Origin of the sequence: Qipengyuania rhodophyticola (genome assembly GCF_042493225.1) — a bacterium.
In the GTDB taxonomy this organism is placed as follows: domain Bacteria; phylum Pseudomonadota; class Alphaproteobacteria; order Sphingomonadales; family Sphingomonadaceae; genus Erythrobacter.
The window spans coordinates 2,546,698-2,569,123 of sequence record NZ_CP170454.1 but is presented as its reverse complement, the minus strand read 5'-3'; the positions used below and the strand labels follow the sequence as shown (position 1 = coordinate 2,569,123).

Annotated in this window: 18 protein-coding genes and 1 riboswitch; of the genes, 5 read left to right on the top strand and 13 right to left on the bottom strand. The window is 57.2% G+C overall.

Translation table 11 applies throughout. The annotated features are described in order from the left end of the window. Window positions 1–67: 67 nt before the first annotated feature. The 12 genes from ACFCXQ_RS12260 to ACFCXQ_RS12205 form a co-directional block, all read right to left on the bottom strand. Window positions 68–1,138, bottom strand: a complete 1,071-nt coding sequence (locus ACFCXQ_RS12260; protein WP_379550968.1) for a serine hydrolase domain-containing protein — start codon at window positions 1,136–1,138, stop codon at window positions 68–70. Between the two features lie 46 nt (window positions 1,139–1,184). Then, window positions 1,185–2,006, bottom strand: a complete 822-nt coding sequence (locus ACFCXQ_RS12255) for a hypothetical protein (RefSeq protein WP_379550966.1) — start codon at window positions 2,004–2,006, stop codon at window positions 1,185–1,187. Continuing rightward, window positions 2,007–2,987 (bottom strand): NAD-dependent epimerase/dehydratase family protein, encoded by a 981-nt coding sequence (locus tag ACFCXQ_RS12250; protein ID WP_379550965.1) that lies wholly within the window; start codon window positions 2,985–2,987, stop codon window positions 2,007–2,009. A 15-nt stretch (window positions 2,988–3,002) separates the two neighbouring features. Beyond that, window positions 3,003–4,421: a dihydrolipoyl dehydrogenase gene (lpdA, locus tag ACFCXQ_RS12245; RefSeq protein ID WP_379550963.1), complete on the bottom strand. Its 1,419-nt coding sequence runs from the start codon at window positions 4,419–4,421 to the stop codon at window positions 3,003–3,005. A gap of 13 nt (window positions 4,422–4,434) precedes the next feature. Further along, the gene (gene odhB, locus ACFCXQ_RS12240) at window positions 4,435–5,664 is read right to left on the bottom strand and encodes a 2-oxoglutarate dehydrogenase complex dihydrolipoyllysine-residue succinyltransferase (protein ID WP_379550961.1); all 1,230 of its coding nucleotides are present in this window, start codon (window positions 5,662–5,664) and stop codon (window positions 4,435–4,437) included. A gap of 12 nt (window positions 5,665–5,676) precedes the next feature. Continuing rightward, window positions 5,677–8,532, bottom strand: a complete 2,856-nt coding sequence (locus tag ACFCXQ_RS12235) for a 2-oxoglutarate dehydrogenase E1 component (RefSeq protein ID WP_379550959.1) — start codon at window positions 8,530–8,532, stop codon at window positions 5,677–5,679. A 36-nt stretch (window positions 8,533–8,568) separates the two neighbouring features. Then, window positions 8,569–9,459, bottom strand: a complete 891-nt coding sequence (sucD, locus tag ACFCXQ_RS12230; RefSeq protein WP_379550957.1) for a succinate--CoA ligase subunit alpha — start codon at window positions 9,457–9,459, stop codon at window positions 8,569–8,571. Continuing rightward, window positions 9,459–10,088, bottom strand: coding sequence for a hypothetical protein (locus ACFCXQ_RS12225; protein ID WP_379550955.1), 630 nt, complete (start codon window positions 10,086–10,088; stop codon window positions 9,459–9,461). The genes sucD and ACFCXQ_RS12225 overlap by 1 nt, the downstream gene beginning before the upstream one ends. Before the next feature lie 59 nt (window positions 10,089–10,147). Further along, window positions 10,148–10,588: a hypothetical protein gene (locus tag ACFCXQ_RS12220; protein WP_379550953.1), complete on the bottom strand. Its 441-nt coding sequence runs from the start codon at window positions 10,586–10,588 to the stop codon at window positions 10,148–10,150. Between the two features lie 12 nt (window positions 10,589–10,600). Beyond that, on the bottom strand, window positions 10,601–11,572 hold the full coding sequence (gene mdh / locus ACFCXQ_RS12215) for a malate dehydrogenase (protein ID WP_379550951.1): 972 nt from the start codon (window positions 11,570–11,572) through the stop codon (window positions 10,601–10,603). A gap of 231 nt (window positions 11,573–11,803) precedes the next feature. Further along, a complete protein-coding gene (locus tag ACFCXQ_RS12210) occupies window positions 11,804–13,777 on the bottom strand; it encodes a putative bifunctional diguanylate cyclase/phosphodiesterase (protein WP_379550949.1) in 1,974 nt (657 codons plus the stop codon). Window positions 13,778–13,874: 97 nt separating this feature from the next. Continuing rightward, entirely contained in the window at window positions 13,875–14,102 is a 228-nt protein-coding gene (locus tag ACFCXQ_RS12205) for a hypothetical protein (protein WP_379550947.1), read from the bottom strand. A gap of 249 nt (window positions 14,103–14,351) precedes the next feature. Beyond that, a riboswitch (cobalamin riboswitch) is annotated at window positions 14,352–14,564 on the top strand. 92 nt (window positions 14,565–14,656) lie between these two features. On the opposite strand from ACFCXQ_RS12205, the gene ACFCXQ_RS12200 reads away from it, so the two are divergent. From ACFCXQ_RS12200 to ACFCXQ_RS12180, 5 genes are all read left to right on the top strand, one after another. Then, a complete protein-coding gene (locus tag ACFCXQ_RS12200) occupies window positions 14,657–16,561 on the top strand; it encodes a TonB-dependent receptor plug domain-containing protein (protein WP_379550945.1) in 1,905 nt (634 codons plus the stop codon). Then, window positions 16,558–17,388, top strand: coding sequence for an ABC transporter substrate-binding protein (locus ACFCXQ_RS12195; RefSeq protein ID WP_379550943.1), 831 nt, complete (start codon window positions 16,558–16,560; stop codon window positions 17,386–17,388). The genes ACFCXQ_RS12200 and ACFCXQ_RS12195 overlap by 4 nt, the downstream gene beginning before the upstream one ends. Next, window positions 17,385–18,338, top strand: a complete 954-nt coding sequence (locus ACFCXQ_RS12190; RefSeq protein WP_379550941.1) for a FecCD family ABC transporter permease — start codon at window positions 17,385–17,387, stop codon at window positions 18,336–18,338. The genes ACFCXQ_RS12195 and ACFCXQ_RS12190 overlap by 4 nt, the downstream gene beginning before the upstream one ends. After that, window positions 18,335–19,063: an ABC transporter ATP-binding protein gene (locus tag ACFCXQ_RS12185; protein ID WP_379550939.1), complete on the top strand. Its 729-nt coding sequence runs from the start codon at window positions 18,335–18,337 to the stop codon at window positions 19,061–19,063. Before ACFCXQ_RS12190 ends, ACFCXQ_RS12185 begins: the two co-directional genes overlap by 4 nt. 65 nt (window positions 19,064–19,128) lie before the next feature. After that, window positions 19,129–20,001, top strand: a complete 873-nt coding sequence (locus ACFCXQ_RS12180) for a hypothetical protein (RefSeq protein WP_379550937.1) — start codon at window positions 19,129–19,131, stop codon at window positions 19,999–20,001. Window positions 20,002–20,026: 25 nt separating this feature from the next. On the opposite strand, the gene ACFCXQ_RS12175 is transcribed toward ACFCXQ_RS12180, so the two are convergent. Then, complete coding sequence (locus ACFCXQ_RS12175) at window positions 20,027–22,279, bottom strand: M3 family metallopeptidase (protein ID WP_379550935.1); 2,253 nt, start codon at window positions 22,277–22,279, stop codon at window positions 20,027–20,029. Window positions 22,280–22,426: the final 147 nt, after the last annotated feature.

Here is a 22,426-nt window from a genome sequence, read left to right as displayed (position 1 = left end):
TTGGTTAGACAACTCCGATGGCAACTAATCCATAACTAACTTGCTATGTACCAAGCTGACTTGGCCATTATTCGCGGATTGTCTTGAGCAATTCCATGCCCAAGCGCGCTGCCGAGCCGCCATTCAAGTTTGCCAGCACCACGACAGAAGTCTGGGTGTTCTGATCATATCCCAGGAATGCATTGAACCCCTCGATACCGCCGCCGTGCCAGATGACAGGTCCTTCCGGGCTATCGGTTACTAGAAGGCCCATGGCGTAACGGGCTCCTTGCACTGCGTCGTGCTCGCTCGGGGTCGTCAGCTGAGAAAGGCTTTCCTCATTCAATAAAGCGCCGCCGAACAACCCGCGGTGCCACTTCAAAAGATCGCCTGTCGTTGAATACAAAGCCCCGGCGCCGGTGGGAATTGCCATGTTTACGTAGTCTGCGTTCACAATCCCATGCTGTGAAGGAGAGTATCCAGATGCGCGCCTCTGCAAAATTGATGCGCTTCGGTCGATGCCGGTTGATTGCATCTCTAGGGGTTCGAGCAAATTGGCTTCGATGAACTCCGAATAGTTTTGCTGGCTGACGTTTTCGACAATTCGCGAAAGCAGGACAAAATTCGAATTTGAGTACGCCCACTTTGAACCGGGCTCAAATTCCAATGGCAAGTCAGCAAACATCGCGATCAACTCATCTTGCGTGGTCGGCAAAAATTTGCGTGTCCCGAATTCGTCGAGCGATGTCACATTGGAGATGCCAGAGGTGTGCTGAAGCAAATCGCGGACAGTGATCGCATTCCACGCTTCAGGGGTATCGTCTAGGTATTGGGAGATCGGTGCTTTCACAGAGAGCATACCGCGCTCTTGCAACAGAAGGATGGAAACCGCAGTGAACTGTTTTGTGACCGACCCTATGCGAAAGCGCGTCTCGTTCGTATTCGCGATCTCCCACTCTAGATTCGCCGATCCCCAAGCGCGATTGAGCAATACTTCATCGCCCTTAGCGACCAAAACTGCTCCCATATAGGCACCGCTGCTAGCTTCTGGCTCAACAATTTCTGCAAGCTCGTCGGTAGTTTGGGCGTGCGCTGCAAGCGGGAGGAGCGCGAATGCAATGGGAGCCAGCGAGCGAAACAGTGTATTGGAAATCTGCATTTCGGGTATTCCTGTATTAGTGTATGATTCCACTAACACGCATATATCAACTGCGAGCTGGCGCAACCTCTTTCTCGCGAATGTACGGGCTTAGCGCGAGCGCGTAACCCAGAATAGACGCGGCGCCATAACCGATCAAAATGCTGGGGTAATTGTTGAGCACTGCTGCGATTGAGAAGCCCGCCATGGAACCAGCCAAAGCGTAGCGAATGGCGGGCGGCCTTTTGATTGAAAATAGCAGCAGGAAGAAGCTGATGAGCAATGCTGCGAGAAGCGCGAGAGCAATGAGCGGGTTTTGCTCGGCGGCAAAGACAAGCACTCGCTCTACGAATAGTTGGGGCGGGAGCTCGCCATGGATCGCGGCGTAAATGCCGGCAAGAAAGGCGACCAGGGCGATCACGCCCGGCTTCCAATCATACCATGCGAAATAGAGTCCGACTGCGGCCCCCATAATCGCGAAACACGCTGCCGCGTCGGGCTGAAGTGTCGCGATGAAGACGGCGGTTATGAGGATGATGGGCGAATTGTCCCGGTCCGCGCCCGCCAAGGCGACTAGGGTAGGGAGGATGAGCATACCTGCATGCAGCTGGAACGGGCCAAGTGGTAGCCACCTGCTTATGCCGTTGAGCTCTGGTCCCGTGACGAGCGGCAAAGCCATGATGACAAGTAGTGCAGCGAGCAGGATCCATGTTTGCGGCTTAATCAGCGCAGGCACGCTGCGCCCAAACCATATCCATACGCTGCCCAGAGCAAGCGCAGCGGTATTGATCAACAAATAGTTTTGCGGCGCTCCGAAGGCGGCCATGAACATGAGACCGGCAAGGGTGGGGATTGCAAGGCTGAGAATAGCGAACAGCCGGCCAGCCATTTAAAGCTTCTCCAGATAGGCGTCTTCAGCCGCATAATCGAACAGGTCCCAAGGATAAGCGGCCAGTTGCGGGAAGGAGGCGCGCCAATCAGCTGGTGGAAAGTCGCGCAACCATTCCCCAGCCATGAGAACGCCTGATCCGTACGTCGATGGCAAATCATATCCAGCAGCGATCATCTTGGTGTTGGAGACGGTGAAGGGCTTCTCGACTGACCACGGCGTTCGTCCGACCAAGCCTGGTGTGTCTACTGGCACAAGCTCGGGTGGATTATTGAACCCCCAACCCAAGACTTCGCCAATCTCCAAAACGGTGGGGCAGCCTTCGTCGGCGACGTTGTAGATACCGCTAAGCTCCTGCTCGGCCACATCGACCGCTAAATAAGCGATATCATTCACGTCAGTCGTTTGGAATTGAGAGCGCCCCCCATGAATCAGCGGTATGCGCCTGCGCTCATCGAGCATCCGCTTCACGAACCACCATTCGCGCGGATGGCGAGACCATGGCCCGTAGATGGCGCAAGGACGTAGGATGGTTGCGCGGTCCGCAAACAGCTCCAGAGCCTTGTTTTCCATACGCACTTTGCGGGTGGAGTAAGTGTCCGGTCCGGGGGCAACAGTGGCCTGCTCTTCAGTGATTGGCCCACTGAAATCCGGGAAACCGTTCTGCGCGGCTTCATCAAGCGTGCGGCCTTCGTCATCGCGATAAACGCTGGCGGAGGAGATGACGATAAGTCGTCCCACCGTTTCCGGATCATAGCGCTCAATGTCCTCGGCGTCGAAGGCGATAGTATCGAGTACCACATCAGCCGCTGGAGCAGGATCATTTCCCAGCGTGTGCGGTTTGAAACGGAAAAGCAGCCGATCATGCCATTGAGGCTTGGATCGCGCGTAAACGCAAACATCCCAGCCTCTGTCGCGAAAAGCAAATGCCGCAGCAAACCCGATCTGACCCGCTCCGACTATTGCAACTGAACGGGCCATCTCGAGTTCCTACGCTCACATATGGATCGGCTTGCCGGTCACGGCCATCGCCGCTTCCTTCATCGCCTCCGCATGCGTCGGGTGCGCGTGGCAAGTGTAGGCGATATCTTCCGAAGTCGCACCGAATTCCATCGCGATGCCAGCCTCGGCGATCATCGTGCCCGCAACGCTGGCGATGCACCACACGCCCAGCACGCGGTCGGTTTCTGCATCAGAGATGACTTTCACAAAGCCATCAGGCTCGTGATTGGTCTTTGCCCGGCTGTTCGCCATCATGGGGAACTTGCCGACATTAATCGCTTTCTTATCGCCGCCAGCCTGCTCAATCGCTTGTTCCGTTGTCAAACCAACACCCGCGATTTCAGGCAGAGTGTAAACGACGCTCGGGATCACATCGTGATTTACGATGCCGGTTTCACCAGCAATGTTTTCTGCCACCGCAATGCCTTCATCCTCGGCCTTATGCGCGAGCATTGGGCCGGGAATGCAGTCACCAATCGCCCAGACATTGTCGACCTTCGTGCGGAAGTCATGCGCAGTTTCGATCTGGCCGCGCTGGTTGGTTGCAAGCCCAATTGCTTCGAGACCTAAGCCCTCCGTATTGGGACGCCGTCCGATGGACACAAGCACGCAGTCAGCCTGCATCGTTTCTTCTTCACCGCCTGCGGCGGGTTCCAGCGTCAACGTCGCTTTCTTGCCTTTTACAGTAACGCCAGTGACCTTGGTGGAGAGCTTGAACTCGATCCCCTGCTTCTTGAAGATTTTGCGTGCATCCTTGCGAATGTCGCCGTCCATGCCGGGCAGGATCTCGTCGAGAAATTCGACGCAGGTCACTTCAGCGCCGAGCCTGTTCCAGACAGAGCCTAACTCCAGGCCGATTACGCCGCCGCCAATGACGACCATTTTCTTGGGCACTTTGGGCAGTTCGAGCGCACCGGTGGAATCGACCACAACATGCTTGTCATTATCGACTTCGACGCCGGGCAGGGGCGTTACGGACGAGCCGGTGGCGATCACGATATCCTTGGCGGTCACAGTCGCATCACCAACCTTCACCGTGTGCGCATCCTGGAAGGTCGCGAGGCCTTTGACCCACGTTACTTTGTTCTTTTTGAATAGAAACTCGATGCCCTTGGTCAGACCATCAACCGCGTCGATACGCTGAGCGTGCATTTTGTCCATGTTGAGCTTGGGCGCGACGTCGATGCCCATGCTGGCCATAGTGCCATTAGCTGCGGCATCGAAATATTCCGACGCGTGCAGCATCGCCTTGGAGGGAATGCACCCGACGTTGAGGCATGTTCCGCCCAGCGTCTCGCGCGCTTCCGCGCAGGCCACTTTCAGGCCGAGCTGCGCGGCACGGATCGCCGCGACATAGCCGCCCGGGCCAGCGCCAATGACAAGAACGTCGTAATCGTATGAATGGTCAGCCATTTGCTGTTTTTCCTTAGAGATCGATCAGCATCCGGGTAGGATCTTCGATCGCTTCCTTGATTATTTTCAATGCGGTGACCGCCTCGCGGCCATCGATCAGGCGGTGATCATAGCTCAGCGCGATATACATCATCGGCTTGATCACAACTTCGCCATTGACCGCGACCGGGCGGTCTTCAATACGGTGAAGGCCGAGGACGGCGCTTTGCGGTGGGTTGATAATCGGCGTCGACATGAGCGAGCCGAACACACCGCCATTGGAGATGGTGAAGGTGCCGCCTTTCATATCGTCCATCGTCAGGCTGCCGTCGCGGGCGCGGCTGCCGAAATCGGCAATGTCTTTCTCGATTTGGGCAAAGCCCTTGGCTTGGCAGTCGCGAATGACCGGCACAACCAGTCCGTTTGGCGCGCTGACCGCGACCGAGATGTCAACGTAATCGTGATAAACGATCTCTTCGCCTTCAATGTAAGCGTTGACCGAGGGCACATCTTTCAGCGCGAGACACGCAGCCTTCGCGAAGAAGCCCATAAAGCCGAGCTTGATGTCATGCTTCTTGGCGAAAAGGTCTTTGTACTTGCCGCGCGCCTCGATGACGGCGGACATGTCGCAATCATTGAAGGTGGTGAGCAGCGCCGCCTCTTCCTGCGCGCCCTTGAGGCGCTTGGCGATGGTCTGGCGCATACGAGTCATCTTGACGCGCTCTTCGCGGCGTTCCCCGGTGGTGGCGGCTACCGGAGCAGCGGTTTGGGCCGAAGCGGAAGACGCGCTTGCCGAGCCGCCTTTGCCTTTGTTGCGCGCCGCGGCGAGGACATCCTCTTTGGTCAGGCGGCCATCTTTGCCAGTGCCTGTGATTGTTGTCGGGTCGACCCCATGTTCAAGCACCGCGCGGCGCACCGCGGGTGAAAGCGTTTGGGAAGCATCAGAGGCGGCAGTTTCGGCTGTAGGTGCCGCAGCGGGCGGAGGTGCCGCATCGGCTTTTGCAGCAGGCTTGCCCGCAGCAGCAGCGCCTTCTTCGACAATCGCGATGAGCGCGCCGACCTCAACCGTGTCACCCACGGCAACCGAGTGAGAGCTCAGCACGCCAGTAACGGGTGAGGGGACCTCGACAGCGACCTTGTCGGTCTCCAGACTAGCAATTGGTTCATCGACAGCAACCGCGTCGCCTGGCTGTTTCAACCATTCGCCAACGCTTGCTTCGGTTACAGATTCGCCCAAGGTTGGGACTTTGATTTCAGTGGCCATAATTTGGGTTCCTTAGGCCTTCTTCTTAGAAGATTTCGGGGAAGATTTTGATGACGATTTAGGGTCTGATGCTATGCCTAACGCATCTGCCACCAGCTCGTCTTGCTGCTGCGCGTGGCGCTTGGCAAAACCGGTTGCTGGCGATGCGGCATCGTCGCGCCCGGCATAGCTTGGCCGCATGCCGGAATGGCCCGCATTGCTGAGCGCGGCTTCAATTCTCTCATTGACGAAGAACCATGAGCCATTGTTGCGTGGCTCTTCCTGACACCAGACGACCTCTTCCAGATTGGTCATGCGTTTAAGTCGCACGGCCAGCGGATCGCCGGGGAAGGGATAAAGCTGCTCAATCCGCACGATGGAGACATCGTCAATGCCTTCCTCATCGCGTTTCTGGATCAGATCATACGCCACCTTGCCCGAGCACAAGACCAAGCGTTTGATATTTTTGTCAGCAATATCAGTCGTATCCGACTTGATTCGCATAAAGTGATGATCACCAAGGAACTCGTCGCGATCGCTCTTCGCCATTGGATGACGCAGCAAGCTCTTCGGGCTCATGATGACCATCGGCTTGCGGAAGGACCGCAGCATCTGCCGGCGCAATACGTGGAAGTAATTGGCCGGCGTAGTAATGTTGCAGACTTGAATATTGTCATTCGCGCAAAGTTGAAGGAAGCGCTCAAGCCGCGCAGAGCTATGCTCCGGGCCTTGTCCTTCGTAGCCATGCGGCAACAGCATTACGAGGCCGTTGGCCCGCAGCCATTTTGCTTCACCGCTCGCGATGAACTGATCAATCATGATTTGTGCGCCATTGGCAAAATCGCCAAACTGCGCTTCCCACATGACCAGCGTCTTGGGGTCGGCCATCGCGAAGCCATACTCAAAGCCCAGCACGCCATATTCCGATAGAATACTGTCGTAGACCTCAAACTTGCCATGCGGCAGTTCGGCGAGCGGAATGTATTTATGCTCGTCTTTCTGGTCGACCCAAATTGCGTGGCGATGGCTGAATGTGCCGCGCCCGGAATCTTGCCCGGACAAGCGCACACCAAAGCCTTCGGTCACCAGACTACCAAAGGCGAGCGCCTCTGCCGTGGCCCAGTCGAACCCCTCGCCGCTGCTGAACATCTTGGCCTTGGCCGAGAGCACACGGCCCAAAGTCTTGTGGATCGTAATGCCTTCAGGAACGGCGGTGAGCGTCCGGCCAAGGCTTTCAAACAGCTTATCGGGAATAGCCGTTTCGACATTGCGCCGCGCAGTCTCTGGATCGGCAGGTTTGTTGAGGCCCGCCCAGCGCCCGCCAAACCAGTCCGCCTCATTGGGCTTATAGCTCTTCGAAGCTTCAAACTCCTCGTCGAGAAGCGACGTGAACTCGGCGCGCATCTGGTCGACGTCGCCCGCCTTGATGACGCCTTCCCGCTCGAGCCGATCACTGTAAATGACACTGACTTTAGGGTGCTTGCCGATCCGCTCATACATCAGCGGCTGAGTGAATTTGGGTTCGTCGCCCTCATTGTGGCCAAAGCGGCGATAGCACCACATGTCGATCACGATATCACGGCCAAATTTGTGGCGATATTCCACCGCCAGCTTACAGGCGAAGGTCACTGCCTCAGGATCATCGCCATTGACGTGGAGGATCGGTGCCTGAACGCCTTTCGCCACGTCCGATGGATAGGGCGAGTTGCGTGCGAAATTCGGGCTGGTGGTGAAACCGATCTGATTGTTGATGATGAAATGCAAACAGCCGCCCGTATCATAGCCGGGCACGCCAGACAGGCTCAGGCTTTCCCACACTACGCCCTGGCCCGCAAAGGCGGCGTCGCCGTGGATAAGCACAGGCAAAACTTGGTCATGTTTGCTCAGATCATCGCGAACCGCTTGCTGTGCGCGCACTTTGCCCAGCACAACGGGATTCACCGCCTCAAGGTGTGAGGGGTTGGGCACGAGCGACATATGCACTTCGATATCGTCAAAGGCGCGGTCTGTGCTGGTGCCAAGGTGATATTTCACATCGCCAGAGCCGCCCACATCATCAGGGTTGGCGCTGCCACCGGAGAACTCGTGAAAGATGACCTTGTACGGCTTGCCCATAACATTCGCGAGCACGTTCAACCGGCCTCGGTGGGCCATGCCATAAATGATCTCGCGCACGCCCATCTGGCCGCCATATTTGATGACGGCTTCCAGCGCCGGGATCATCGATTCTCCGCCATCAAGGCCAAAGCGCTTGGTCCCGACATATTTTTTGCCGAGATAGCTCTCATATTGCTCGCCGCGCACAACCGCACCGAGAATGGCGCGTTTGCCCTCAGGCGTGAACTGGATTGTCTCGCCCGGACTTTCAAATTTGTCCTGGAGAAAGCGCCGCTCTTCTGTGTCGGCGATGTGCATGTATTCAAGGCCAACATTGCCGCAATAGACCTCCATCAAACGCTGATGAAGTGCGCCAACTGTGGTCCACTCGAGGCCCAGAACCCCGCCCACATAGACATCTTCGGCCTCTTTGCCCGCAAGGCCGTGAAAATCGAGCGTCAAATCCTGCGGAATTTCACGGTTTTGTGACAGTTGCAGCGGGTCAAGGTCAGCAGCCAAATGGCCGCGAACACGGTACAGCCGCACCAGTGTCATTGCCTTGTTCGAGAGATCCGATGCGTATTCGAGCGCGTCCTCATCAACCGGCTTGCCCGCCTTCTTCGCCGCCGCAGCCACCGCCACGCGCATTTGCGTGGGGTCCATCGCTTGCGTCAGGTCAGCATCGCTGTCAGAGACCTGATCGAGCCAGCGCGCATTGCCCCAGCTCGGGCCGGGTTGCGGCCCTTCCTGATCGGACATCGCCGGAATGAAGGTTTGGTTGTCTTTACCCATGAGGTGTCTCCGGGGAGGGGAGGAAAAGCGCGCGGTTTAAGCGAGTTCTTTGAGCATCGCGTCGAGTGTTGTGCCAAGTTCGCTTGGGCTAGGCGATACGCGGATACCCGCATCTTCCATCGCCGCGATCTTATCATCCGCGCCGCCTTTGCCGCCAGACACAATCGCGCCGGCATGGCCCATGCGGCGGCCCGGAGGCGCCGTGCGGCCAGCGATAAAGCCGACGGTCGGCTTGCTACGGCCCTTGGCGGCTTCCTGCTTAAGGAACTCGGCTGCTTCTTCTTCGGCGCTGCCGCCAATTTCGCCGATCATGATGATCGACTTGGTTTCCGGATCGTCAAGGAACAGGTCGAGCACGTCGATAAAGTTGGTGCCATTAACCGGGTCACCGCCAATACCAACCGCCGTGGTTTGGCCAAGGCCGACCATGGTCGTCTGATGCACGGCTTCATATGTCAGTGTGCCGGAGCGGGAGACAACGCCAACGCTGCCCTTTTTGAAGATGCTGCCCGGCATAATGCCGATCTTGCACTCTTCCGGGGTCAGAACGCCCGGGCAGTTCGGGCCAATGAGCCGCGACTTGCTGCCAGTCAGCGCAGCCTTGGCGCGGACCATATCGAGCACGGGAATGCCTTCTGTGATAGCAATGATTAGCTCAATCTCAGCGTCAATCGCTTCGCAAATCGCATCGGCTGCGAATGGCGGCGGCACATAGATGCAGCTCGCGGTTGCGCCAGTTGCTTCCTTGGCCTCGCGCACTGTGTTGAACTGCGGCACGCCGATGTGCTCGGTTCCGCCTTTGCCGGGGGTCACACCTGCCACCATTTGCGAGCCATAGGCAATCGCCTGCTCAGTGTGGAATGTACCGGTATTGCCGGTCATACCCTGCGTAATGACTTTGGTGTCTTTATTGACGAGGATCGACATTAGTCTTCTACTCCTACTGTATCTGCTTTGAAGGCAATGCCATCGAATTTCACCATGGCTTTGAATGGGCTATCGTTGGGAACGAAGAACAGCTGAAAACTGTCATGTTCAGGCGCGAGGCCAGGTTCCCAATCGTGGACTTTGATTACGTTTTCATCGACGGACTTTATCGGCTCAGCGCCGAGCCAATCGGTGACTGTTTGCGCAGGAATTGCTCGGGTTTCGCCGAGATCGAACAGGCGGCATCCGGAAACGCGAGTGCCATCGACCTTAATTTCGGACAGGACGATGAAGACGCGCTCGCCAGCAACGGTTTTCTCGAAGACTTCCATGTCGCTCATTGTGCCGCCCTGCGCGTTGACGGCCTCGCCGCCTGCGTCCTGCGCGAAGGTGAGGAATTGGACGAGTTGGATCGGCGCAAACGCCCCGCCTTCGGTCCACCCTGCTGCGGTCAGTGATGCCGATGCTGCGGCTTGATTGGCGATGCTGCCACACCCATCGCGAAAGGCATTAAGCACTTCGATCGCGGGGTAGGGCGCATCTGTGGCGCCGACATGGTCATCATGCGCGAGCGCGGAAGGAGCCGACGCCACGGCAGCAAAAGCAATCAAGGGGAGGAGGTTGCGCATGATATTAGTTACGTGGCCTTGGTGTCTTTGTTGAAGAGGATGGACATTCTTGTCTTACATTAGCCGAAAAGCTTGTTGAACAATCGACCTAGAAAACCTTGCGGAGCGGACCCTTCAACGACACCGAGATCGGCGTCGTCGGTAAATATGAGGGCCCCATTGAAGTCGTATACGCCGAGGCCGGATCGTTCTGCGAAGTCTATCACAACAGGTCCGGCATCTTCTGCGACCGACCAGCGGAAATCCATGAGGACGTACTCCGGCTGGAATTCGTAGCCGGTCAGCCGCTCATGATCTTCGATACCTTCGCCCGAAGGACCATTCATATCCGGAAATGAACCGGTCATCCCATCGTAGAATGCTTGAAACGCCTCACGGCTAGGCTTCTCGAGAGGATCTCCTGTTTCAGCGGCGGACCTAAGGTCGCCGATCCAATTTTCGAAGCTCGCCAATTCACGTGGTGCATTAGCCTGGTCAAACACCAAAAGATCGTAGCTCATCAGGCAAATTCCTTACCTGAGGCTCTCATCCAGGCCCTTGCACGCTTCAAGCAATTCCTCGACCGCGTCGGTGCTGACCTTGAGGTTGGCTTTCTCTTCGTCCGAAAGCTCAATCTCGACCACTTCCTCCGTGCCGCCTGCGCCAATCACGGTTGGAACCCCAACATAAAGCCCGTCGAGGCCGTATTTGCCTTCGACATAGGACGCGCAGGGCAGGATACGCTTCTGGTCGCCGAGATAGGCTTCCGCCATCGAAATCGCGCTGGTCGCAGGCGCATAATAGGCTGAGCCATTGCCGAGCAGGCCGACAATCTCGCCGCCGCCCTTGCGGGTGCGGTCAACAATTTCGTCAAGGCGTTCTGCGGGCACGCCCTTGATTTTGGCGTAATCGTCTACCGGAATGCCATTGATCGTGGTGTAAGACTTCACAGGAACCATCGTGTCGCCGTGGCCGCCGAGGACGAATGCGTTCACGTCCTTCACCGAGCAATCGAACTCCCATGCCAGGAAGGTCGCGAAGCGCGCTGAGTCGAGCACGCCAGCCATGCCGACAACCTTGTTGTGCGGCAGGCCGGAAAATTCGCGCAGCGCCCAGACCATCGCATCGAGCGGGTTAGTGATGCAGATAACAAACGCATCGGGGCAGTTGTTCTTGATGCCTTCGCCGACGGCTTTCATCACTTTGAGGTTGATGCCAAGCAGATCATCGCGGCTCATGCCGGGCTTGCGCGGCACGCCGGCGGTGACGATCACGACGTCGGCGCCTGCAATATCGGCGTAATCATTCGAGCCGGTGATCTTCGCATCGAAACCCTCAATCGGGCCGCATTGCGACAAGTCGAGCGCCTTGCCCTGAGGCATGCCCTCGGCAATGTCGAACAGGACGATGTCGCCCATTTCCTTCTTCGCGGCGAGGTGAGCGAGCGTGCCGCCGATCATACCGGAGCCGATAAGCGCGATTTTGTTGCGTCCTGCGTTGGCCATAAGTCTGGGACCATCCTTTAAACTGCAAGCGGGACCAGTCGGTTAGCTAGGATGCGCCCCTCGGTCCCGCAGAGGCAGGAGGCGCTCCGAAATACGATGTTGGATTAGGCGCGCGTGAGGGGGATTGCAACAGCAATAACCCCTAGATTAGGCACTATCTTTGCAAGTAGTTCGCAATAGCAATAAGTGGGTGCGCGGGCGTGTTTGCGCCCCGGTCGTTTTGGGCTTTGGCTAGCCGGCTGCCCGCAGCTGGCCAGAAGGGGAGTATCCCTCTTCCTCTTTCGCGAGCAGCATGGATGCGAGGTAATCCGGCACGGCGCGGCTAAAGTGATAACCTTGGCCCAATGTGCATCCTGCCTCGCGGACCGCCTTAACTTGTTCTGGGGTCTCTAGGCCCTCAGCAACGACTTGAAGCCCCAAAGTCTGGCTCATTTGCGACACCGCGCGGATGATTGCCTCGCTCCTTTTGCCCTCCTGCGGGCCAGATACGACGCTGCGGTCGACTTTGACTTTCGACAACGGCCATTCATTGATCTGATTAAGCGAGGCGTGGCCCGTCCCGAAATCATCAAGTGCGAATTTGACGCCTGCCCCCGATAATTCATCAACGAAAGCCCGGAGTTGGCTTGAGCTTTCAAGGATTAGTGCCTCGGTGAGCTCTAATTCCAACCGTGCTGGATCGAGGCCAGCCTCTCTGAGTGCATTCAAAATACCAAGCGCTGCGCCCGGCGCTTTGATCTGCGCGGGCGAGAGATTGACGGCTAGACTGATCTCTTCAGGCCAGCTTGTGGCCGCTTTGGCGGCTTGCGCGGTGATCCAATTGCCCAATGTGACGATTGATCCCGAGGTCTCGGCGATTGGGATAAATTCGTCAGGTTGTAGCTCGCCATGTTCAGGATGGAACCACCGCACGAGCGCCTCGAACGATCGAATTCGCCCAGTTTCAAGATCTATGATTGGTTGGAAAAACACCGCCAGTTCATCACGTTCGATTGCTGTGCGCAGACCGTCGTCGATCTCTTGCTTGCGGACTTGCTCACGGGAAAGTTCGCTGGTGAACTGACAAAACTGGTTCGCGCCTGCAGTTTTCGCTTTGTATAGCGCAAGGTCCGCCGACTTCATGAGCGACCCAGCATCAACCCCATCATCCGGCAATACTGCTCCGCCAATCGAAGCGCCGATTTCTATCTGTTGCCCCTCTACTCGGATTGTGGCTGCAAGCTCTACGATCATTTGCGCCGCAATCTCGCTGCATTGAGCGTGGCTGTCGATCGGGCAGATCACGATGAACTCCGCGCTTTCAAGCCGCGCAATCTTTGCATCGTCGGGCAGAACCTCCTGCAACCGCTTTGCCATCTGCACCAGTGCCTTGGCGCCGATCTGGTGTCCGAAGCGATCATTGACCGTCCCGAAGCGATCAAGTGCAGCCCACAGTAGCGCATATTGCCGATCCGCTTTTGCTGCGAGCAAGGCTTCATCGAGGTGGAAATCGAGACCTTTCCGGTTCGATAGCCCTGTAACGCTGTCGGTGCGTGCAAGCTTTTGCATTTTATGCGCGAGCACTCGGCTATCTTCAACGTTTTCAATGGACTGACGCAATACGCGCGTCAGGTTTGTAACGACGCTCCCGATGCCGGGAAGTAGCAGCAAGACCGTTAGCGCGAGCAGGTTCATGGCCAGTCCGCCAACAATCAAGCAGGCGATTGCGATTGGCAGTGCGACTAGCATCAGATGCCCCATCGCAGCCCGCGGCCGCCCGGCGTTGCGCACGCAAACGCCGATGCCAAATGCGAGGCTATTGGCGATCATGAGTATGTCAGATGGCGCAGGCAGTTGCATGATGAGGACAGCCCCACAAAACAGCCCCAAGATGAGTGAGCAGAGGAATGCGCTTACATCAAATAGGCGTTCAAGAGCCCGTACATCGCTGTTTTTGGACGACTTCGACAGCTTTAGGGCAAGCACAATCCGCAAAATTGAGAGCGCATTGAGCACAGTGCATAGCGCCCAGAGCATTGCCACGCCGCTGAGCCAGGCGACCGCCGCAGTGGCCACCGCGCCATTGAAAGCGCCAATCGCAAGGCTTGTCGGCTGAGTATAGAGCGCTTTGTTGAGCAGATTGCGCGCACGAACGCTCAGCGAATCGCTCTCGGTAAACGAGCGGATTTGCTGCTCGAAAGGTAAATGTCTGCCAAGGCGCGCCATTACCTTAGCGGTCTGTCAGCAACACGTCATTATTCGGTTAATCGTGCCGACAGAATTGCATGGGGGAAATGCGGATATTTCCGCCAGCTTGAGCTGCTTAGCCTGCTTCTGAGGTAATCACCAATGTTTGCGCGAGCCGCCCGTCGAGCTTTGCGCATACCTCCCGCCAATGGGAGTAAGCATCCTCATCATGCGCGCGAATAGCTTTCTGTGCAGCGCTATGTGCCTCTTGCGCGGCGCTCAAACCGTGATCTGCGAGCAATTGAAGGGCGGCGCGAATGAGCTTGGTGTCTTCGGCCTGAACAACCTCGTTATTGTTACCCACTAATGCGGTTAAATCGTTGTCATTAATGGGAAATTTGCAAAGCTCGCGAGCCAGGTCGGAGTGAGAGATTTGATGTCCATTTTTGAAGTGGTCACTAGGGGCCATGCGCATAAAAAGTGTTGCTCCAAGAGAAGTGGTGATCGAGGTGCTGGTGTGAAACCGCGATATACGCAAAATCGCCTAAGACGGGGTTGGGCAGTGTGGTTATAATTGCGTTAAGCAATTGCCACGAGGGCCTCCTCCCACTAGAGGCGCATTTGCGTCATAGGTTGGCTTGCACCGCGAATTTGCGAGGTAAGTCCTAAGAGGGAAGGAGGTGAGATGCCTCCGCTGCCCCCGCAACTGTGACCGGGGAGCGATCCCGTCATATGCCACTGAGCTCGCACGTTTGCGTAGCATGGGAAGGCGGCGGGAGTGCATTGATCCGGGAGCCAGGAGACCTGCCCATGTCCGTCGTTCGGCCGCGGGCGGGGTGTACCGATGGCAAACGGGTGAGTGCATGTTTCGCGTGCTCCCTCCGTCATGAGCGACTTTCGCACATGATAGGAGGTTTAATGTATAAATATCTGTTTTTAATTGGTTCTGCTTTGGCGTGTTCGCCCGCGTTGGCGCAGGAGAGTGATGGAAACGACCAAGGTGACGGGGAGGTCATAACGTTTGCTCATGAGATACCTGACCGTTTAATCACCGTAACTGCAACTGGGTTGACCCAGAGGGCTGCCAACACTGGCCAACCCATCACTATCATCGACCAAGACGAGATCGACAGCATTCAAGGCGCGGATATCGCTCGCGTTTTGAACCGCATTCCCAGCGTCTCGATCAATCGTACCGGCTCCATTGGTGCAGTATCAGGCGTCAGCGTGCGCGGCGCAAATGCCGAGCAATTGCTGGTGCTGATCGACGGCGTGCGGGTCGCGGACCCGTCCTCACCTGCCAATGGCTATGACTTTGGCAATTTGCTGAGCGCGAATATCAGCAAGATTGACTTACTACGCGGCTCCAACAGCACCATCTGGGGCGCAGACGCGGTGGGAGGCGTGCTTAACATCTCGACGCGCGGAGTGACTGGCCTTGCAAGCAGCCTGGAATACGGCGCGCGTGACACGATCACGACCAGCGTTACTGGCGGCCTCGATGGCGATGGCTTCTATGCTGGCCTTAACGCCTCGGCTTTTCGCACAGACGGCTTTTCCTCCGCCGCATCAGGCACGGAGAAAGACGGGTTTGAGCAATTTACCCTTGGCGGCAGCGCCTTTGTCGACGTAACGCCGGAGCTCGAACTGTTCCTCAATGGCCGATATGCGCAAGGCGATCTTGAAATAGACGGCTTTCCAGCGCCGCTCTTTGCCTTGGCTGACACGCTAGACACTCAGGAAACCGAGCAATTCTCTGGCGCTGCGGGCTTTTCCTACTTCGGACAGGATCTGACCTTGCGCGGCACCTTCTCCGCGTCAGACACCCAGCGCGTCAACCTCAATGAAACTGGCGGCGAGACCTTTACCAGCGACGGCTCGCAAGAGCGCATTGAACTGCGCGGCGAATACCGCTTGATTGGCGGCCTTAGTGTGGCCTTTGGCGGTGAGCATCAGTGGAGCCGCTATGAAACGCTGTTTGACAACGGCGAAGAAACCGAAATTACCGGCGTTTATGGCCAAGTCGGCTGGGTGCTGGACAATCTGGCTGTTCACGCTGGGGTTCGTCACGATGATGACCAGCGCTTTGGCGGGGCTACCAGCTTTGGCGGCGATATAAGCTACGGCCTCGGCGGTGAGTGGCGCGTGCGCGCCAGCGTGGGTGAGGGCTTTAAAGCGCCAAGCCTGTTCCAACTGCTCAGCGATTTCGGTAATTCCGCGCTACAACCAGAACAAAGTACCAGTTACGATATTGGCGTGGAGCATGGGTCGCGTGGGCGCGGTGTGCACTTTTCTGCGACACTTTATCGGCGTGATAGCGAAAACCTGATCGCCTTTGTCTCTTGCTTTGGCAGCACGGAACCGTTTTGCACTGATCCGGCGAATCCGCGGCCATTTGGCACCTTCGACAACACTCAGTCTGCCCGTGCGCAAGGTATCGAGCTGGAGGCAGGTTTTGATCTGACCGACAGCTTGCGGCTGTCAGGCGTTTATGCGCTGCTCGATGCGGAAGACCGGACGACTGGCAACGACTTGGCGCGGCGTCCTGGTGATCTTGTTACGATCTTCGCTGATTATGAGGCCCCTTTCGGCCTCAAGCTCGGGGCGGATTTGCGGATCGTTGGCAGCGCCTTCGATGATGCGGCTAACGCGGTCACTCTGGAGGCTTATGAGGTGTTTGATATTCGCGCTGCGATGCCGCTAACCGACGAGGTGGAACTATTCGGACGGGTCGAGAACATCTTTGACGTGGATTATCAAACCGCCTTTGGCTTTGCCTCGGCAGGGCGGGGTGTATTTGTTGGTGTGAGGGCAGGTATGTGACGGGGTACACCCGCGCCTTTCTCAGCCTTTTGGCATTGTGCTTGGCGGGGTGCGGTCAGCCGGCATCGCCGTCAAACACGCCGGAATTAGCGGGAGGCGCGCGCCCGACCATCGTCAGCCTCAATCCGTGCACCGACGCGATTTTGGCTGAGGTTGCTGCGCCGGAGCAATTGCTCGCGATCTCGCATTACAGCCATGATCCACGCGCCAGCTCGATGGATCTCACGCGAGCGGTTCAGTTCAGGGCGACCGGCGGCACGGTCGAAGAGGTATTGGCGCTCGATCCTGACATCCTCTTTGCGGGGAGCTTTATGGCGCCCGCGACGCGTGCGGCGCTCGAAGATTTGGGGCTTCGCGTCGAAACCTTTGGGATTGCGAGCACAATTGAAGAGAGCATCGCGCAAGTGCGGCGTTTGGCGGAGCTGTCCGGCAATCCAGAGGCCGGTGAGAGGCTCGTCGCGCAAATCGAAGCTGCAGCCGAACCGGCTCGTGGCGCGCAGCTTTCCGCCGTCCTTTGGCAGCCAGGCGGCATTGTGCCCGGCGAAACGCAATTGGTCAGCGAATTGCTGCGCCGGGCCGGGTTCAGCAATCACGCGGCGGCGCAGGGGCTGGGGCAGGCGGACTATCTTTCGCTTGAGCAAGTTGTGGCGAACCCGCCGGACGTGCTGCTTGTTGCGGGCGCTACGCGCGGGCAAAGCCATCCGGTTCTCGACGAACTGTACATGATGCACCGCGCCGACTTTGATACTCAGCTGCTTTATTGCGGCGGGCCGACGATCATCCGCGCAATGGAGCGTTTGCGCGGGATCCGCGAGGATGCGGCATGAACCGCGCGGTCGGGATCTTTGCGGTGTTGCTTATTATCGCATTGCCACTTTCCCTACTGGCAGGGCGTGTTTGGATTGATCCTGCGACGACACCCAACTCCACTCTCATTCTCATGGAATTACGTCTCCCGCGCAGCCTGCTGGCCATTGTGATTGGCGCAGGGCTGGGAGCAGCGGGGGCCGCGATGCAGGGGTATCTGCGCAATCCGCTGGCCGATCCTGGCCTGTTCGGCATCGCTCCGGGTGCAGCTTTGGGTGCGGTGGTAGCGCTGTGGTTCGGCTACGCTGCCAGCCCCTATCTTTTGCCACTCTTCGCACTCATCGGCGCGGGCGGGGCGATGGGATTGCTGGCGCTGATCGCCGGCCGCACAGGCGGAATCGCATTGTTTACGTTGGCAGGCTTGATGGTCGCCAGCCTTGCTGGCGCTCTGACGGCACTTGCGATTAGTCTTGCGCCCAACGCCTTCGCGATGAGCGAGATTGTCTTGTGGCTCAACGGTGCATTGACGGATCGCAGCTGGCGCGAGGTATGGGTTGCCACGCCGCTAATTGTCCTGGGGATTGGCGTGCTGGCGGCAAGCAGCAAATCACTCGATGCGCTCACGCTTGGCAATGACGTCGCGCGCTCGCTTGGCGTCAATCCGGCAAAGCTCTTGTGGTTGCTTATCGCCGGCGTCGGCCTAACTGTCGGTGCGAGTGTCGCGGTGGCGGGAATTATCGGATTTGTTGGACTGATAGTGCCGCATCTGGTGCGACCACTGACCGATCGGCGGCCCTCACAATTGCTATTGCCCAGTGCGCTTGCTGGGGCGTTGCTGGTATTGGTTGCGGATAGCGTGGTGCGGGTTTTGCCTTTGGTCACTGAGCTACGCCTCGGCATCGCATTGAGCCTGCTTGGGGCGCCGTTCTTCCTCTGGCTGCTGCTTCGGATGCGGCGGGGCGCGCTATGAATCTTGCTGCACAAAATATCTCGCTCGATGGACGGCTTCAGGACGTCTCAGTGACGTTAGATCGGGGTCAGATCACCGCGATTTGCGGCCCCAATGGAGCGGGTAAATCCACTCTTTTGCAGGTGCTGGCAGGATTGTTGGAGCCAAACTCTGGCTCCATGCTTTTACATGACGGCCCGCTCGACAAATTGTCACCGAGAGAGCGGGCCAAATCCCTCGGATATTTGCCGCAAGCGGCTGAAATTGCGTGGGATGTACCAGTGCGTAGCCTGATTGCGCTTGGCCGAATGCCGCATGGCGACAACCTCGCAGAGCCCGTTGATGCCGCTCTCAAAGCGCTTGATCTGGAAACACTCGCGGATCGCCGCGCACAGTCATTGTCCGGCGGCGAGGCAGCGCGGGTTTTGCTAGCACGGGTTTTGGCGGGCGAGCCTGAGTGGATCCTCGCAGATGAGCCGCTTGCTGCGCTGGACCTCGCGCACCAACTGAATTTGATACGCTATTTGCGCGCAGTGGCTGAAAGCGGTGTCGGCGTGGTGCTCGTCGTCCATGATCTTGCTTTGGCGATGAACCATGCCGATCGTGTGATCGTTTTGGATGAGGGCAGGGTTGCTGCGGAAGGCGCACCGCAACACGCACTCGATGCGCAGGTGATTGAGCGTGCTTGGAAGGTCAATGCGCGTTGGATTGGCGAGGCGGGTGAAAGGGCCTTGGTAACCGCATAGCAGCGACGAAACACTGCGTTAACCATACCTCAAGTCCTGCCATTTAGAGCGCCAAGCACGCAAATATGGGGGCACGCGTGTTGTTCGAACGATTTTCTCGGATTGGCCTGATTGTAAATTGGAAGACGCTGGGGATCGCCATTCTCGCGATTTTTGCGACGTGGTTTTCGCTCAAGCTCAATTTGGTCGCCGACTATCCGCTGACTATCATCTCAACGGCGGTGATTTTCCCGATCGTGTTCTCGATTGGGCATGCTTACAAGCGGCGTGAGGCGTCACTCGACGATTATGGTACGATCAAGGCGCATGGCCGCGCGATTTACTTCGCCGCGCGCGATTGGTTGCCAGAGCAGAACGAAGACCGTCTCCAACATGTCGAGGCGGTGCTGGTGCATCTTCTCAAGAGTTGCCGCGATCTGTTTAAAGCTGATCTGAAAGACATGCCCCGGCACGAGCAGCAAGTCTATGCCTCCTTCTCCGAGCTGTCCGAATTCGTGAAGCGGATGCGCGCTGAGGGGCTCGCCTCGGGTGAGTGCTCACGCTGTAATCAGTATCTTTCAAAGATGATCGTCGCATTTGAAAGCGTGAAGCACGTCTATCAATATCGCACGCCGCGCACTTTGAGCGCGTTCAGTGACTTCTTTATCATCATCCTGCCAATCATTTATGGTCCATATTTCGCGCATCAGGCCATCGAATATGAGGCGCCCGTGCTGACCTATGTGATGCCGGTGCTATTCGCGGTTATCCTGACCGGGCTAGACAATATCCAGAGTCATCTTGAGGACCCATTCGATCAGATTGGCCCTGATGATGTTGCTATTAATGCAGAGAAATTCGTCGAATTGCTGGCCTGCGGTGAGGATGGTGGACCGTGCAGTGCGAGTGTTATCCCCAAAGCACAACGGCCGGAGCTACAAACCCCGGCCGCCGTATGATTTCACCGTTTTGGTGAGTTAGACTTTATTCGCCGCCCATAGTCGCGGGGGCGTCCGATGGCTGCGTGCTCGCTGCAAGGCCGCGGCTCTCGATCATGTAGCGCACGTCAGGCTCTCGGCCTGCGAATGTCTTATACATCTCGAAATAGTCCATCGTTCCGCCGCGGCTGAGCACGGTTTTACGATAATGCTCGCCATTTTCGCGGGTCAGGCCGCCATTGTCGAGGAACCACTGGCGCGAATCCTTGTCGAGCATTTCAGTCCACAAATAGCTGTAATAGCCAGCGGAATAGCCCGCCGGTGAACTGAAGATGTGGTTGAAATAGGTCGTGCGATAGCGCGGCGGAACAAGGCCTATCTCGAGCCCGAGTTCTTCGAGCGATTTGCGCTCAAACTCATCGACTTTTTCAGGCGTGTCGAGTGCAGCGGCTTCTTCTGGTGACAGCGCGCTCCACTTCATATCGAGCAATGCCGCCTCGACCACTTCACCAAAGTCATAACCCTGATTGAACTTCGACGCCGCATCGATCTTCTCGATCATCTCAGCGGGGATCGTCTCTCCGGTCTCGTAATGCTTGGCATAGTTGGCGAGAACTTCTGGATATGTCGCCCACATCTCGTGCACTTGGCTTGGATATTCGACAAAGTCGCGCGCCGTGGCTGTGCCTGAGAGGCTCTCATACTTCTGATCCGCAAAGAAGCCGTGCAGTGCATGGCCAAATTCGTGGAAGGTTGTGTTGACCCAGTCATAGCTGACCAGTTGAACTTCACCCTCAGGTGCCTTGGGGATGTTGAGCACATTGTAGATCACCGGCTTGGTGCCCCACAGATAGCTCTGGTCAACAAAGTTGCTCATCCACGCACCGCCGCGTTTGCTGGGGCGCTGGAACGGGTCGAAATAGAAGAGGCCGAGCTCGCTGCCATCCGCTTCAAACACGGTATAGACCCAAACATCTGGGTGATAGACGGGAATGTCGGTGCGGCGCTCAAAGGTCAGGCCGTATAGCTTCTCAGCCATGTAGAAGACGCCGTCTTCCAGCACCTTATCGAGCTGGAAATACTCCATCATGGCATCTTCATCGAGCTGGTACTGCTCGGCCTTGATCTTGTTGGCGTAGCGATACCAGTCCCAAGGCTTAACGGTGTAATCGCCGCCATTGGCTTTGATCGCGGCATTCAGCATTTCAGCCTCGCGCCGCTGCGTCGCGGCGAGGGCGGGAACCATTTGCTCCATGAATTCGAGAGCTGTGGCGGGCTTTTGCGCCATGCGGTCATACATGGTGTAACTTGCCCAATCCTCCTCGCCAAACAGCGCAGCTTTTTCCGCGCGCAGTTTGGCGATTTTGGCCGAGAGCATGCGCGTGTCATGCTCTGGGTTCGTGCCATCAGCGCGGTTGTGGCTGAGCTTGAACAGGCGCTCGCGCACATCGCGGTTCTCAAGCACCGGGATAAGTGGCTGCTGGGTCGTGTTTTGCAGCGCGATGGCAAACTTGCCTTCATGCCCCTTATCCGCCGCGAGAGCTGCCGCTGCCTCGATATCGGCATCGGACATGCCAGCCAGCTCTTCACGCGTATCTACGATCAGCGGCTGATCATTGGTCGCCGCGCGCACTGCCTGGCTAAACTCGGTGGTTAGGGTGGATAGCTGTGTGTTGATCGCCTTCACCTGCTCACGCTGCTCTTCGGTCAGCAGAGCGCCAGCATGGACCATACCCTTATATGTTTCTTCGAGCAGCTTAGCGTCTTCGCGAGTCATCGTCATGCTTGCGCGCTTGTCATAGACAGCCTTCACCCGCTCAAACAAAGCGGGGTTCAGCGTGATGCTATCCGAATGTGCGGACAGTTTTGGGCCTACTTCGCGATTGATTGCGTCGATGCCATCAGTTGTGTTGGAGCCAGCGAGCGCGAAGAAAACGCGCGCGACGCGGCCGAGCATCCGGCCCGACTTTTCCAGTTCGACAATAGTATTCTCGAATGTCGGCGCAGCTGGATTGTCGATAATCGCCTGCACTTCTGCCTGGTGGATCGCCATGCTCTGCTCAAAGGCTGGCATGTAGTCGGATTCAGCGATCGCGGTAAAATCTGGTGTGAGGAAGGGCAGGGTGCTGTCACTAGCGAAATAGCCGGTGCCCTCGGGGATGTCTGGGGCGTATGCGGCCTCAGCGCGCGCTTCAGCGATGGGATCCACGCTGCCTCCTCCTGAATAGCTGGCACAACCAGCGAGCAACGCGGCTGCGGATACGGTGGTAAGGATTTGGGCCAAATTGCGGGCCATCATGTTTCTCTCCGGTTGATTAGCGACGGGCGAATGCTGGTATAACTACCTAGCGTGCCATTTGTTTCTGCCTGAGGAGAGTTGAACCGGACATTGCCCTGGAACGCAAGAAAATTACGAACGTAACGAAATTACGCACGCAAGAAAATT

Coding starts and splice junctions, on each gene's coding strand:
- sucD (WP_379550957.1), bottom strand. CDS start 9,459: ATGTCGATCCTCGTCAATAAAGACACCAAAGTCATTACGCAGGGTATG.
- ACFCXQ_RS12200 (WP_379550945.1), top strand. CDS start 14,657: ATGTATAAATATCTGTTTTTAATTGGTTCTGCTTTGGCGTGTTCGCCC.
- odhB (WP_379550961.1), bottom strand. CDS start 5,664: ATGGCCACTGAAATCAAAGTCCCAACCTTGGGCGAATCTGTAACCGAA.
- ACFCXQ_RS12220 (WP_379550953.1), bottom strand. CDS start 10,588: ATGAGCTACGATCTTTTGGTGTTTGACCAGGCTAATGCACCACGTGAA.
- ACFCXQ_RS12225 (WP_379550955.1), bottom strand. CDS start 10,088: ATGCGCAACCTCCTCCCCTTGATTGCTTTTGCTGCCGTGGCGTCGGCT.
- ACFCXQ_RS12235 (WP_379550959.1), bottom strand. CDS start 8,532: ATGGGTAAAGACAACCAAACCTTCATTCCGGCGATGTCCGATCAGGAA.
- ACFCXQ_RS12180 (WP_379550937.1), top strand. CDS start 19,129: ATGGGGGCACGCGTGTTGTTCGAACGATTTTCTCGGATTGGCCTGATT.
- lpdA (WP_379550963.1), bottom strand. CDS start 4,421: ATGGCTGACCATTCATACGATTACGACGTTCTTGTCATTGGCGCTGGC.
- ACFCXQ_RS12250 (WP_379550965.1), bottom strand. CDS start 2,987: ATGGCCCGTTCAGTTGCAATAGTCGGAGCGGGTCAGATCGGGTTTGCT.
- ACFCXQ_RS12260 (WP_379550968.1), bottom strand. CDS start 1,138: ATGCAGATTTCCAATACACTGTTTCGCTCGCTGGCTCCCATTGCATTC.
- ACFCXQ_RS12255 (WP_379550966.1), bottom strand. CDS start 2,006: ATGGCTGGCCGGCTGTTCGCTATTCTCAGCCTTGCAATCCCCACCCTT.
- ACFCXQ_RS12185 (WP_379550939.1), top strand. CDS start 18,335: ATGAATCTTGCTGCACAAAATATCTCGCTCGATGGACGGCTTCAGGAC.
- ACFCXQ_RS12175 (WP_379550935.1), bottom strand. CDS start 22,279: ATGATGGCCCGCAATTTGGCCCAAATCCTTACCACCGTATCCGCAGCC.
- ACFCXQ_RS12190 (WP_379550941.1), top strand. CDS start 17,385: ATGAACCGCGCGGTCGGGATCTTTGCGGTGTTGCTTATTATCGCATTG.
- mdh (WP_379550951.1), bottom strand. CDS start 11,572: ATGGCCAACGCAGGACGCAACAAAATCGCGCTTATCGGCTCCGGTATG.
- ACFCXQ_RS12210 (WP_379550949.1), bottom strand. CDS start 13,777: ATGGCGCGCCTTGGCAGACATTTACCTTTCGAGCAGCAAATCCGCTCG.